The organism is Paenibacillus sp. SAFN-054 (genome assembly GCF_051966755.1).
In the GTDB taxonomy this organism is placed as follows: domain Bacteria; phylum Bacillota; class Bacilli; order Paenibacillales; family Paenibacillaceae; genus Paenibacillus_AQ.
The window spans coordinates 454,046-467,641 of sequence record NZ_JBQCKS010000004.1 but is presented as its reverse complement, the minus strand read 5'-3'; the positions used below and the strand labels follow the sequence as shown (position 1 = coordinate 467,641).

At 54.7% G+C, this 13,596-nt stretch carries 9 protein-coding genes; 3 read left to right on the top strand and 6 right to left on the bottom strand.

What is annotated here, in order from left to right:
* Positions 1 to 5: 5 nt before the first annotated feature.
* The 4 genes from ACTHPM_RS20675 to ACTHPM_RS20660 are packed head-to-tail and all read right to left on the bottom strand — an operon-like array spanning position 6 to position 4,783.
* Positions 6 to 1,301 (bottom strand): Gfo/Idh/MocA family oxidoreductase, encoded by a 1,296-nt coding sequence (locus ACTHPM_RS20675; protein WP_440396890.1) that lies wholly within the window; start codon positions 1,299 to 1,301, stop codon positions 6 to 8.
* A 40-nt stretch (positions 1,302 to 1,341) separates the two neighbouring features.
* Complete coding sequence (locus ACTHPM_RS20670) at positions 1,342 to 2,871, bottom strand: extracellular solute-binding protein (protein WP_440396891.1); 1,530 nt, start codon at positions 2,869 to 2,871, stop codon at positions 1,342 to 1,344.
* 41 nt (positions 2,872 to 2,912) lie between these two features.
* Positions 2,913 to 3,809 (bottom strand): carbohydrate ABC transporter permease, encoded by an 897-nt coding sequence (locus tag ACTHPM_RS20665; protein ID WP_440396892.1) that lies wholly within the window; start codon positions 3,807 to 3,809, stop codon positions 2,913 to 2,915.
* Positions 3,810 to 3,838: 29 nt separating this feature from the next.
* The gene (locus ACTHPM_RS20660) at positions 3,839 to 4,783 is read right to left on the bottom strand and encodes an ABC transporter permease (protein WP_440396893.1); all 945 of its coding nucleotides are present in this window, start codon (positions 4,781 to 4,783) and stop codon (positions 3,839 to 3,841) included.
* Between the two features lie 320 nt (positions 4,784 to 5,103).
* Between ACTHPM_RS20660 and ACTHPM_RS20655 the strand changes: the two genes are divergently transcribed.
* Entirely contained in the window at positions 5,104 to 7,443 is a 2,340-nt protein-coding gene (locus ACTHPM_RS20655; protein ID WP_440396894.1) for an AraC family transcriptional regulator, read from the top strand.
* A gap of 143 nt (positions 7,444 to 7,586) precedes the next feature.
* Here ACTHPM_RS20655 and udk read toward each other — a convergent pair whose 3' ends face one another.
* Complete coding sequence (gene udk / locus ACTHPM_RS20650) at positions 7,587 to 8,222, bottom strand: uridine kinase (RefSeq protein WP_440396895.1); 636 nt, start codon at positions 8,220 to 8,222, stop codon at positions 7,587 to 7,589.
* 422 nt (positions 8,223 to 8,644) lie between these two features.
* On the opposite strand from udk, the gene ACTHPM_RS20645 reads away from it, so the two are divergent.
* A complete protein-coding gene (locus ACTHPM_RS20645) occupies positions 8,645 to 11,911 on the top strand; it encodes an S-layer homology domain-containing protein (protein WP_440396896.1) in 3,267 nt (1,088 codons plus the stop codon).
* Positions 11,912 to 12,199: 288 nt separating this feature from the next.
* Positions 12,200 to 12,526 carry a DMT family transporter gene (locus ACTHPM_RS20640; protein WP_440396897.1) on the top strand — a complete coding sequence of 109 codons (327 nt, stop codon included), beginning with the start codon at positions 12,200 to 12,202 and terminating at the stop codon, positions 12,524 to 12,526.
* 65 nt (positions 12,527 to 12,591) lie between these two features.
* Here ACTHPM_RS20640 and ACTHPM_RS20635 read toward each other — a convergent pair whose 3' ends face one another.
* A complete protein-coding gene (locus tag ACTHPM_RS20635; protein ID WP_440397285.1) occupies positions 12,592 to 13,482 on the bottom strand; it encodes a LysR family transcriptional regulator in 891 nt (296 codons plus the stop codon).
* Positions 13,483 to 13,596: the final 114 nt, after the last annotated feature.

The following is a 13,596-nucleotide window of genomic DNA, read 5'->3' as shown; positions in this document are numbered from 1 at the left end:
CAGGGTCACCTCGCTTCTTCGGCTGCCGCAATCTCCGTGAGCATCAGCCGGTTTTTGTAGTCGGACAATTCGATCACTTGGCCATGCTGCAGCCTGGATTCCTCCGCGGCGAAGGCCATCAGGTGGCTGCGGACCGATACGCTGGCGGAGGAGAGACTTTCGCCGCTCCCGTCGCCGTAATGCCGCACCTCCTCGATGAAGGACCGGACGATGCCGGTATCTCCGCCGCCGTGTCCCGAGTCGGATGCTTCGATCGGTACGAGCCGCTTTTCCTTGCTTACGAATGAGTGGACCGTAATCGCTTCATCCTCCATATTGCCGCGGATATCGCCTTTGGTCCCCATGATCTGCACGATCCGGGTGTTGTCCTGCGTGAAGCCGCACATGCTGAATGTAGCCGTCGCGCCGCTTCTGAACTCCATGTTCACGACTTGATGGTCGACGACGTTGTTGTCGGTTTGGTAGACGCAGCGCCCGTACGGGCCGTTCCGGAGTGCCTCCAGGATGCCCTCGTCGGTGTGATGATCCGTAATCTTTCGCGCCCAGCCGCGCCCTTCGTTCATGTAATAATTCACGGCGTGATATTGGCAGTCCCGTTCCGCCGGGCAGCCCTCGATGCAGAAAGCGGGGGCGCCTTCGGGTTTATGGCCCTCATGGAAATGCATGAGGGATCCGAACGAGCTGATGCGCTCGCACGGCTCATCCAAGATGTAGGAGAGAATGTCCATGTCATGACAGGATTTCTGCAGAATCATCGGGCTGGACAACTCGCTGTTGCGCCAATTCCCGCGGACGAAGCTGTGAGCCATATGCATATTGCCCACATTCTCATTGAGCTGAACCGAAACGATATCGCCGATGGCTCCCTGCTCGATCTCCCTCTTAATCGTCTGCCAAAACGGCGTGTACCGCAGCACATGGCAGATGGTGAGCAGGCGATCCTGCCTCTTGGCTTCCTGCTCCATCAGGACGCACTCGGCGGGAACCGGCGACATAGGCTTTTCCAGCAGGACGTGATACCCCAGCTTCAAAGCCGCAAGCGTGGGCTCCAGATGCATGGAATCCATCGTGCAGATGATCGCCACATCGGCGAGCTTATCGCGGGCCAGAATGTCCCCGGCCGTATCGAAGAGCTGCGAGCTATCCAAGTGGTGCTCCCTGGCAAAAGCCTCGCGGCGAATGCGGTTCGGGTCCGCCACGCCAACGATCCGAAGCTCCTCCGGATGGGACAGCGCATAAGGGGCATAGGCCCGCATGCCCCGGTCTCCTGCTCCAATGACGATTGCTGTGATTGGTTTCATTGAAATCTCCCTTTAGTGCAGCCGAAGTGAAGCAGAGGTATTACTGACTGCTCATTTTTTTGTGATAAGCTTCGGTCATTTCATCCGCCACCTGCTTGAGCGTTGCGTCACCGCGCAGCTGTTCGATCAATTTGTCGTATTCCTCGATGGTTGCTTTGCCGATGATGACCTTGGTGCGCATGTCGCTCACTTTTTTCTGGATCTCCGGATAGTACTTGTTATAGGCTTCCGAATACAGCTCATTGCTCGGATTCGGTGTCTTGATCTTTTTGCGCTCGTTCACGATCTCGACGTTGCGTTTATATACGTCATCCGGCATGCCTACCGCGCCGATCGACATATCGTCGCTGATCAGGTGGATCAGGTTGTTCATGTTGCCGTCGCCGAGATGGTCCTTGGCGCTCTGCGGCGTCGGGATTTTACGGCCGTTCTCGACGTTGTAATGCACGCCCTCGATGCCGTAGGTCGCCATCTCGTTGCCTTCCTTGCCGTAGGCATAGTCGAAGAACTCAAGAATCTTCTTCACCTTTGCCTCAGGTACCTTTTTCGGAATCAGGTAGACGCCGTAATATGGCGAACCGGATGGAGTGTATTTCTCGCCGCCGGCATTTTCCAAATACGTGATCGGCATATAGTCGGCCGTGGGCACGACCTCGCGGATCTTCGAGCCGGTCACCCAGGCATGGTTCATCGATTGGGAAGTACCGCCCGCATTGCCGCTGCGGATCAGGTCCACGGTTTGAGAATATTTCATGATCGCGAAGTCTTTCGGGAACAGCCCGGCGTCAAAGGCCTTTTTGATCCACAGCACGGCATCGCGGGAGGCATCCTCCGTAATGACCGGAACGAGCTTGTCGTCCTTCAGCTTCCATTGACCCTGCGTGCCGTTAAACACGCCGTAAGCGAAGCCCAGCGTATCCGGGTTGGCCGCATACGGGATTTCGTCCGCCTGTCCGTTTCCGTTCGGATCCTTCTCTTTAAATGCTTTCAGCACGTCAAAAAATTGATCCATGTTGGTCGGCGGCTGCAGTCCGAGCTTATCCATCCAGTCCTTGCGGAGAATCGGAAACGCGCCTCCGCCGTAGCTTGGGTAGTACCGCGGAATGACCACGTTCTTGCCGTCCACCTTGGAATCGGTCCACATTTCTTCCAGATTCGGCGCGCTGAGGTTCGGATAATCTTTGATATACGGCGTCAAATCCCAGAATACGCCCTGCTGAATCATCTTTTGCAGCTGCGGATTGACGAGCGATTCCACGAAGGTCACCTCGGGCAGATCGCCGGATGCGAGCATGACGTTGATCTTCTCCTCGGACGTCGATGGCGACAGCCAGGTGATATCCAGCTTGGTGTTGGTGCGTTTCTCGAATTCCTTCCAGATGACGTTGGTGTTGTCGATGAACTCGGTGGCATAATTCAGCGTCTGCATCTGGATTGACGTCGGGCCGGCCGTATCCGTCGATGCGCTTTTCGAACCGCCGCATGCCGTCAGCAGGACGCTGGAACCGAGCACGAGCAGCATGGATTTCATCAGCAAGGGTTTTTTGATCTGTTTTCCTGGTGAATTCATGGTCTATAACCTCCTTTGATTGGGCAACACCTGTATATCGATCATTCCTTTACAGAACCGACCATGGCGCCTGTCGCGAAATGCTTCTGCAGGAATGGATACACCAACATGATAGGGATGGTCGCGATGACGACGGCAGCCATTTTGAGCGTTTCCGTCGGCAGCTGCCGGTTCATCTGCAGGGATACGCTCTGGCTGTTGCCTCCGCCGCCCATGGTGGTCGGATCGACGAGCATATTTTGCAAGAGCACCTGCAGCGGCCATTTGGACTGCTCGTTGATGAACATAATGCCATTGAAATACGTATTCCAGTAGCCCACGGCAAAAAAGAGGCCGAAAGCGACGATCGCCGGGAGCGAAAGCGGAATGATGATCCGCCAGAACACGCTGATTTCGGTACACCCGTCAATGCGCGCGGCTTCGTCGAGGCTGTCCGGAATGCTGTCGAAGAAGCCCTTCATGAGCAGCACGTACCAACCGCTAGTGAGCGAGGGCAGGATCAGAGACCAGATGCTGTCGATCAGGCCCAGGTTTCTCACGACCATATACAAAGGCACGAGGCCCGGCGTGAACAGGAAAGTCAGAAGAATCATGAACATCATCGTCTTGCGGAAACGAAGCCGGCGGCAGGATATGGCGTAAGCCAATCCCCCGGTCACCAGCAGGCTGAGCGCCGTGCCGACCGTGGCCAGAAAAATGCTGACGAGCAGGGAGTTCACGAACAATCCGTTGCCGAGCAGATATTGGTATGCATCCAGCGACCACTGCTTCGGCCACAGGATCAAGTCCCGGGTGTAGTATTCGGTTGGATCGGTAAAGGACAGCACGATGGTATAGTAGATCGGAAAAACCATCGCCAGGCTGAACAGGATGAGAAGGCCGAGGTTCGTAACGTTGAACAGCCGGTCCTTCCAGGACGTATTGAGTTCCATGATCATCTAAATGACGCTCCTTTCTGCTGCTGAAATCAATATAAGCTCTCCTCGCCGAAACGCTTGGCAGCCTTATTCGCGCCGACGACCAGAATGACGCCTACGATGGATTTGAACAGGCCGATCGCGGTGCTGTAGCTGAATTCGCCCTGACGGATGCCGACGCGGTACACGTAGGTATCGAACACCTCGGCGACCTGGGTGACGGCAGCGTTCATCATCAGATATACCTGTTCGAAGCCCGTATCCATGATCGTTCCGAGGCGGAGGATGAACAGGATCATAATGACGTTCCGCATCGCGGGCAGCGTGATGTGCCACATGCGGCGGAAGCGCCCGGCCCCGTCGATGACGGCCGCTTCGTACTGCTGCGGATCGACGCCGGCGATGGCGGCCAGGAAGATGATCGTGCCCCAGCCGACTTCCTTCCAGATCGACTGCGCCGTCAGCATGCCCCAGAAATAATTCGGATTGGACAGGATATCGATCGTTTCTTTTCCCGCCGAGGTCAATAGCTTGTTGAACAAGCCCTCGGATTGCGAGAACATGAGGAACGTCAGTCCGTAAATCAGCACCCATGACAGGAAATGGGGGATGTAGATCAGGGACTGCACGGTGCGCTTCATGATCTGGTTGCGGACCTCATTCATCATCAGCGCAAGGATGATCGGCGCCGGGAAGAAGAAGATCAGGTTCATGACGCTGATGCCCAGCGTGTTGCGCAGCAGCATCCAGAAATCGGGATTGGAGAAGAAACGGGTGAAGTGCTCGAATCCGACCCATTCGCTTCCGGCGATCCCGAGATACGGGGAGTAATCCTGGAATCCGATAACCAGATTCGTGATCGGGATATATTTGAAAATAATGAAGAATAAAATGCCTGGCAGCGCCAGCAGGTACAAATACTTATCTCGTTTCAAATCCGGCCATAACGATCGTTGGGGTGGTCTTTGTTTGGCATTTCGCCTCGCTGTGTGCATCGGGCTACCTCTCTTTCTATGGGTGGAAATTGAAAGCATAAACAAAATGTAAAGGCTTACAACATTTTCGGCAATTCGACTTTATTTCAGCATCGCCAAAAGGCTTGGTGACGTGCTGTTACCTGATTTCCCCGGATTTCATTTCAAAGGATTGCACTTTTTTGACAGGGGCTTTTTTGGAGGGGAATTACCGTTTTTACAGCGATTTTTCTTCATGAAAGCCTTCTCATGTCAACTTTCTTTCGCTATGATGGATTCAAACGTTAACGCGGAACATCAAGTTCATTCATCCAAAAGGCAAACGGTCAGGAGTGAGGGGTTTGGGTAAAGAGTGGACGAGAAAACTGGCTTCTAAAGGAATCATGTACTGGAAAACCATTGCGCTTGCCATCCTGCTTACCTGCGTTCCGATTTCCATCGTGAGCTTCATCAGCTGGCATGTCGGCAATCAATATCTCATCAGACAGCATCAGCAGAACAACGAGGAGCTGGTGAAAGACACCGCGCGGCAAATCGACGAGCAGTTCTCCCAGCTGGTTCAGTATGCGCTGCATATGATCTCGAACCCCATCCTGAAGCCTTCCCTTGCCGATACCAACTTTGTGGATCAGTTCGAAAAGACGCAGGAGCTCAGCGATACGCTGTATTTTATCGAGAACGGGGACCCGCTGATCGATCAGGCCTATCTGTATGTAGAGAAGCAGAACAAGGTCATGCAGCCGCTGCTGGGTCTGCGCCCGTTAACACAGCCGGCCGATTCGGCCGCCTGGAGAAATATTATGCAGGCTGACAAAGGCATCTTTTGGACGAATCATCTGGCCCGCCCCTTCGGCCAAGGGGGCTCGTCGCACGCGATCGTGATGAAGCTGCCCTTCAACAGCCAGCAGCCCTATGGAGCGCTTGTTCTGTACGTCAATCCGGCCAAAGTGCGCCTGAACGCGAACTCCGAGCAGGTGGCCTTTGTGCTTGACGGAGAAGATACCCTGGTCGGGCAATCCGACGCAAGCAAACAGCATCCCGAGGTCATTCCGGAGATTCAGGAGGTGCTGAGCACCACGAAGCGTTCCTATGACACCCAGACGCATTTTCAGCTGCCGGTCAAGAATGACAAGTTGCTGGTGAGCGCGCTGTCCTTCGAGAAAATGGGCGGCATCTGGACCTTTGTCTCGAGCACCCCTTCCTCTGCCATTACCGCCCCGACGGGGCCTTACCGGCATGTCGTGATGACGTATTGGGGCGTTTCCCTGCTGCTGGCCTTGGCCCTCAGCTGGTTTGCATCAAAGCGCATGTACCGGCCGATCCGCCGGATGGTGGATTTGTTCCAGGAGGGCAAGAGCGAGGCCAAGACGGAGAACAACGAACTGAAATACATCGAGGACAAGTGGCGCCAATACCGTTCCGTGAACGAAACGCTGCAGAGCAGCCTGAACCAGTCCATTCCGAAGGTCCGGGAAGCGCTGATCAACCAGTTTTTATCCGGGCAGGCCGCCCATTTGACGGAATCGGAGCTTGCCGAGAAGCTGCAGGGACTGCAGCTGGATATCCAGCGTCACCAATTCTTCGTGATCGTCTGCCAGCTTCACTCTCTCAGCGAGGATCGGGTGCAATTGACGGTTAAGGATAATCAGCTGCTCAGCTATGCGGCGGTCAACCTGCTGCATGAAATGTCCGGGCGCCTCGCTTCATACACGCATACGATCGATTTTATGGACGGATCCTTTGCTGTGATCGGATTCGTGCCGGAGATGTCCTCTGTGGAGGAACTCAAGCCGCCGGTGATGCAGCTGAGCAGAGACATGATCGATACCCTTCAGGATGTGCTTAGCATGCCGTCAACGGTCGTTGTGAACGGTCCGACGCAGGTCTGGACGGATGTGCCGTATCTGCTGGAGCAGGCGAGGAGAGCTCTGAACTACCGCAGCTTCACCTCGGAGAGCCAGCTTCTGGAAGCAGCCATCGTGCTGGAGAAAGCGAAGCTGGAGGTGGAGTTTCCGTTTGAACTGGAGCAGGAATTTACCCATACGCTGAATCTCGGCCTGGAAACGGAGGCGGAGGATATTCTGATCCGGTTCGTTGAGGCACTGCAAAATGATGGGGCGCCGGAGTGGGTCGTGCACCAGGGGCTCATGCGCCTGAAAAACAGCCTATACCGTTCCATGCTTCAATCCAACCACAATCCATATGCGCTATACGACGGTGTAAAATTACAGGAGGAGCTGGAAGCGCTGAGAGATTCGCAGGCCTGCATCTGCTGGTTCCGCTCCAGCATCATCAAGCCGTATATCGAGGTGCTCCATAAGAGCTACCATCCGTCCATGAAGCAGGTGGTGGATCAAATCATCCGCAAGATTAACGATAATTACATGAGCGACCTGTCGCTCGAAACCTTCGCCATGGAGGCGGACGTAAGCGTGTCGCAGCTCAGCAAGGCTTTCAGGCAGATGACGGGCTCCAATTACATCGATTACCTAACCTCGGTCAAAATAGGCCACTGCAAGAAGCTGCTCGTGACCACGGACATGAAAATCAGCGAGATTGCCAAGGCCGTCAGCTACCAGCCGCCCTACTTCAACCGCATGTTCAAAAAAATGGAAGGCATGACGCCCGGCCAGTACCGGGAGCAGTTTAGCCCCATGCAGGCGGAACAGAAGCAGGCGTAAACCGGAACATATGTCAGGCCTTGGTCACCAAGGTATATCCTTATTGGTTGTTCTTCAAATAAAAAGCGGCCCCGGCGCAGGATATGCGCATGGGGCCGCTGTTTTATGCGTACCTGTACCTGGGTGCATGTATGCGGACAGGCTTAGTAATCGGACCAATCCCGGTCGCCGGACAGAAACTTTTCCGTCAGGATCGACAGGAGCTGAATGCCGACCTCGTTCTGCCCGCCTTCGGGGATGATCAGGTCGGCGTATTTTTTGGAGGGCTCGATAAAAGCCTCGTGCATCGGCTTGACCGTCGTCAAATATTGCTGGTTAACCGATTGGATGGAGCGGCCCCGTTCCTCGATGTCGCGAACGACGCGGCGCAGAATGCGGACGTCAGGATCGGTGTCGACGAACACCTTGATGTCCAGCATGGCGCGAAGCTTCTCATCGGACAGGACATGGAGTCCTTCGATGATAATGATATTGTTCGGCCGCAGTTCCAGCGTTTCCGCCGTGGAACGGGCATGGACTGTAAAGTCATACACCGGTGCGTATGCCGCTTCTCCTGCCCGCAGCTGGGCAAGATGCTCGATCAGCAGCTCATTATCGAAGGCGAACGGATGATCATAGTTAATGTGAGCCCGTTCTTCCAGCGTGAGATGTTTGTGATCTTTATAATAGTTGTCCTGGGATATAAACGTAACCTTTCCCGTACCGAGACGGTCAATGACGGAACGTGCTACAGTCGTTTTGCCGGAGCCTGTCCCGCCGGCGATACCAATAATGAGCATGGCGTATATATAAACCTCCCTGATCTAATTGCCGGTGCAATTCCAGTATTGTAGCACAGCATGCGCTTTTTTTCACCATAGATCCGCACAGGATGGCGGAATGTGGCAAAAAGCCGGCTGAATCCCCGGTTCTACTATTCTGTTCTCAGTATACCACTCGACTCCCCGGCTAACTCCGGCTTTTTTATCGCTTTTAATGCTAATACCCATTTCTGAAGGAAGGAATCCGGCCGCCCCAAATATCCGGAGATGCAGATACCGCACGAAAAATTTGTCGAAAATTAACTTTCGTTAATTGTCCGCGCTGATTTGCCTGGATATGATGGGAATGCCCTGAAATTCGGGCTGGCTCCGGACTGGTTACAGGGGATGAACAGCTGCTGCTGTATTTTATGTTATGGAAGTAAGGGAGAGGTCAACGAATGAAAAGTTTAAGAAAGGCGGCTTTGGCTGCTGCGCTGCTTCTGGGTGCCCAGCAGGCGTTTCCACTGCTGGCGATGGCGGAAATTTCCGTCGAGCCGATCCAAGGAAATCCTTACAGCTTTATCGTTACGGATGCGGCTTATACCGACGATAACTATTTGCTTCAGGTGGAATCCATGAATGAATCGGGAGACCGGATGTATGTCAATCACAGTCCCAATCCGCCAAGCGAGCCTTATGTGATCAATATCGATCCCGCCACTTGGGTTCCGGGCTTTGACCTGGATGATCCGCGTCCGGTAACGTTCAGGGTGACGACGATCAAGAAAGAACATGCCGAAATCATGGACAACGTCGATTATCATTGGAGCATGGTTTCAACCGTTAAAGGATCGATTCCGGTGAATTCCGACCTGGCTTCCCGCATAAGCCTTACGCTGACGCCCGATGCCGGAGCGGAAACAACGTTAAGAGATGGAGAGCAGGGAATGTCCTACGACAGCACAGACCAGTCCCTGCATTTTGAGATGAACACGACCGGTTCCGGTCCCTATATGATCTCTGCGGAATGGGATGGACAGCCCTTCGGCAGCCTGAAGGTCAAGCCGGACAGCAGCAACCGCGCAGCGAGAGAGACGCGGGTGGTCGATGAGAACGGGGGACATCAGGTTCATACCTACTTTGATGTCGATGCCGGGACGCTGATTCCTTATACGTTCGATGACCAGGTTTCTCCCGAAGCGCTGGATGTTTCGGATGAGATGCCGGCAGAGCTTACCCAGACACCAAGCGGCGACAGGGAAATGGCTAAGCTCGATCTGCCCTTCGGCTTCAATTTCTACGGTGATGTCTATAACCGGATTACCATCAGTCCGATGGGCGCGCTCTATTTCGGCGACCAGGATTATGACACGCTGTATATGAACGAATATCCGGATAACGATTCTCCGCCGGCGCTTCATCCTTATCTGGGGAATATGGAAATCAAGCCTGAAGACCCGAGTTCGGGCATTTATACGAAAACAGTCGGCGAGGCGGGGGACCGGAAGTTTATCGTGCAGTGGAACCATATGTATTACCTGGGCACCGATGCGCCCGTTACTTTCCAGGCCATTTTGGATGAAAAAAGCGGCAGCATCCGTTTTCAGTACCCGCAAATCGATATGGATGGCGCTGGCGGAGGACAGTATGACAACGGCCAGTCCGCGACGATCGGCATTCAGGCTCAGGGCGGGAATGCATCCAACTACCTGCTCTATTCGCAAAATATGGCGAGCCTGTCATCGGGACAAGCGATTTGCTTCGGAACCCCGGGCCAATGCGGCACTGCCGAGCCGGTTCAGCAGTACGGCGTGACCTACGACAGTAACGGCAGCTTGGGCCGTGTGCCTGCCGACCCGGAGGTGTATGAAGAGGGGGCGCGGGTAACGGTTCTTGGCAATCCGGGAGAAATGTCGTTCGAGGGGCATTCATTCGGAGGCTGGAATACGCAGGCCGACGGGAAAGGAACGAACTATAACGAAGGCGATACCTTCATAATGGGGAACGGAAACGTCACGCTTTATGCCAACTGGATTCCGGACGGAGCCCAATCCGATGGCGCATTGATCAGCCTGCAGTTAAGCACGGGCACGCTGACTCCGGCCTTCCGTTCCAATACGACGAAGTATGCCGTCTCCGTGGCAAACGGGGTGAGCTCGGTGACGGTGACTCCGGCCCCGGCGGATTCGGGCGCAACGCTAACGGTCAACGGTGAAGTCTTGACTGCGGGTGAAGGAAGGGCGATTGCGCTCCGGGAAGGAAATAATACGATTACCGTTGTCGTTACGTCTCATGATGGGTTAACCACGCAAACGTATACCATCTCGGTGAACCGTGCGTCCGCTTCAACCGGTAATCCGGATCATGGCGGCTCTGACGGCAATTCTGGTGGCGGTGGCTCAACAGGAGGTTCTAATGGTATTGGCGGGGGAGCAAGCGCATCAGGTGCGTCTGCGTCGGGAAGTGGCAGTGCTGCTGCACCGGTGCCGCTGAAGGTAGGCGGCAGCACCTATAATCAGGTGGTTACCGCGAGCACTCGTACGGACAACGGCCAGACCATCGTTACGGCGAGCCTCGATTCTGCGGCCGTTCAGTCTCTGCTCTTGTCGGCTGGGGAACATCCGACACTTACGATTCCGTTAAGCCGGAACGCGGACCGGGTTTCCCTTGAATTCCAGGGAGATGCGCTGCAGGCGCTGAAGGAGAAGAACGCGGTGCTGGAACTCGAAACGTCAGATGGCGCCTTCAAAGTGCCTGCGGGTGCGATCCAGCTGGACGAGCTTGCGGCCGGACTCGGCACTGAGAATCTGCAGTGGCCTCATCTGAAGATCCGGTTAGAGGTCTCCAAGGGCGATGCGACCATGGCGGATGCGATGGAGGCCGCAACAAAGGCGCAGGGCATGACGCTCATAGCCGCGCCGGTACAGTTTACGGTGATGGCAGCCTATCAAGGCAAGGCGATACAGCTTGGCAGCTTCGCTTCGTATGTGCAGCAGGTGCTCCGCATTCCGGAAGGCGTGGATGCGAGCCGGATCACGACGGCGGTCATGATGCAAGAAGGCGGAGCGCTTCATCCCGTTCCATTCCAAATGACAGATCTAAACGGTAAAAAGGCCGTCGTTCTCACCAGCTTAAGCGGCGGCCGTGCAGCCTTGACCAGCTATCCGGCATCTTTTGGTGATGTGAAGGGCAGCTGGGCACAAGACGTCGTGAGCGACATGGCATCGCGCTGGATCATGCAGGGGGCTGGCGAATCGCACTTTGATCCTGCCAAGCCCATATCGCGCGGAGAGTTTGCTTCCGCTCTGGTTCGGGCACTGGGCATTGCCGCTAATGGAAAGTCCGGCAGCTTTACGGACCTGAACGATAGCCCGTACGCCGGGGCGATTACACAAGCGAACAATTTCGGATTGATCAGCGGATATGGGGACGGCACGTTCCATCCGGAGAGCTCCATCACCCGCGAGGAAGCGATGGTCATTGTATACCGGGCCATGAAGCTCGCTGGCCTGAATATCAACGTAGAGGACGCCAGCCGCACGTTGGAGTCATTTGCCGATCAAGGGTCGATCGCTGCATGGGCCAAAGATGCCGCTGCCGCCGCCGTGCAGAATAAGCTGATGCAAGGATCGGACGGAAGGCTGCATCCGGCCGGGGCCATTACGAAAGCCGAGACGGCAGCATTGCTGCAGCGGCTGCTGAGACAGTCGGGATTCATTCAATAGCAACCAAATCATGGATGATTCAACAAGCGTTCACGCGATGCGTGTCCGCTTTTTGCTGCCTAAAACTTCTTCTATCTTCCGGTTGAGGCCATTTGCTGCTTGCAATGGGCTTACACGGCAGCCAGACGATGCCTCCTCGGTTGTTGATTTGCGAATATAGACATGGGTAAAACAATAGGACTTGCAACTTGAAGGGAAACTTGAAGAGAGAGGAAGGATCATCATGAGAATCAACCGGAATAGAATCCCTCAATATGACTTATATGAGGACAAGGGGGTGGAGGGAGGATGAAGCCCTATCTGTTCTTGGCAATCGCCATCATTTCCGAGCTGTTTGCTACTTCCATGCTGAAAGCGTCAAACGGGTTTTCCAAATGGATTCCGAGCTTGTGTACTATTGTGGGCTTTGGCATCGCCTTTTATTCCCTTTCCATCACGCTCCGGCATATTCCGATCGGCGTGGCCTATGCCATTTGGTCCGGGATCGGTACGGCGTTGACGACCATAATCGGGATCGTCATTTGGAAGGAATCAGCCAATATGATCACGGCAGCCGGGCTCATGCTTATTCTAGTCGGCGTCGTCGTCATCAATCTGAAGGGGGCAGCCCACTGAACCGAATATACACATTCAATAAGCCGCTGCCGGAGAAGATGATTCCGGAAACAGCGGCTTCTGCATTAGGTGAGGTCTGCTTCGGCAGGCTCCCGCAGCTTCGGGAAATGAAGGAGCTGATCTGTGAATTTATTGAATGCCGTAGTACGGAACAAATCGCGGCGGAATACGAAGCTGACGATGGAATACCGGAACCGTTCGGGAATCCGGAAGCAGCGGACTTTACCCGAATCTTCCCAGGCCTTCACGGAGGAATGGGTCAGCAGCGATATGCCGAGCCCGGCTGAAACGCCGCCCAGAATGGCTTCGAGGGTACCGAACTCCATAATATTCAGCGGCTCCTGATGCTCTTCCTGCAGCCACTGCTCCAGTCTTTTGCGGTGAAAGCAACCTTTGCCGAAGAAGAGCTGCGGCTTGGTCAACGCCTCGGACAAACGAGACTCATTCGGCTCCGTAATGAGCACAAGTTCCTCCCGGAAGGAGCAGAACACTTCCAGTTCCGGATGTTCGACAGGCCCGCTGACGAATGCGGCATCCAATTCGTAGTCGAGCACGCTTTTCACGAGATCCGTGGTATGCCCCGTAATCAGCGACAGCTTGACTTCCGGGTAATTCCGGTGGTACTCCAGCATGATTCCGGGCAGGTGCACGGCCGCGTTGGTCTCCAGAGATCCAATCCGCAACGGTCCGTTTGGTATTTCGGAATCCTGCGTGGATCTGACGGCTTCTTCGAGCAAATGAATGATCTGATCCGCGTATTTCAGCAGGTTTTTTCCTGCTGGTGTCAACGAGACGCCGCGACTCTGCCGGTACAGCAAAGACGTATTAAGCTCGCCCTCCAACTGCCGGATGCGGGCCGTCACGTTAGACTGGACGTAACCGAGATGGGTAGCCGCCTTCGTGATGCTGCCCTCACGGGCGACGGCCTGGAATATTCTCAAATCTCCGCTCTCCACCCGGGAAACACCGCCTTTCATTATGATTTTTTTATGCATCCGTGAACGTGAATGGGTGTTTTATCGCCATGCCCTAATATCATTTGAAGTGATCTTTTGTATCAATTTTAATCA

Coding starts and splice junctions, on each gene's coding strand:
- ACTHPM_RS20675 (WP_440396890.1), bottom strand. CDS start 1,301: ATGAAACCAATCACAGCAATCGTCATTGGAGCAGGAGACCGGGGCATG.
- ACTHPM_RS20640 (WP_440396897.1), top strand. CDS start 12,200: ATGAAGCCCTATCTGTTCTTGGCAATCGCCATCATTTCCGAGCTGTTT.
- ACTHPM_RS20645 (WP_440396896.1), top strand. CDS start 8,645: ATGAAAAGTTTAAGAAAGGCGGCTTTGGCTGCTGCGCTGCTTCTGGGT.
- ACTHPM_RS20670 (WP_440396891.1), bottom strand. CDS start 2,871: ATGAATTCACCAGGAAAACAGATCAAAAAACCCTTGCTGATGAAATCC.
- ACTHPM_RS20660 (WP_440396893.1), bottom strand. CDS start 4,783: ATGCACACAGCGAGGCGAAATGCCAAACAAAGACCACCCCAACGATCG.
- ACTHPM_RS20665 (WP_440396892.1), bottom strand. CDS start 3,809: ATGATCATGGAACTCAATACGTCCTGGAAGGACCGGCTGTTCAACGTT.
- udk (WP_440396895.1), bottom strand. CDS start 8,222: ATGCTCATTATTGGTATCGCCGGCGGGACAGGCTCCGGCAAAACGACT.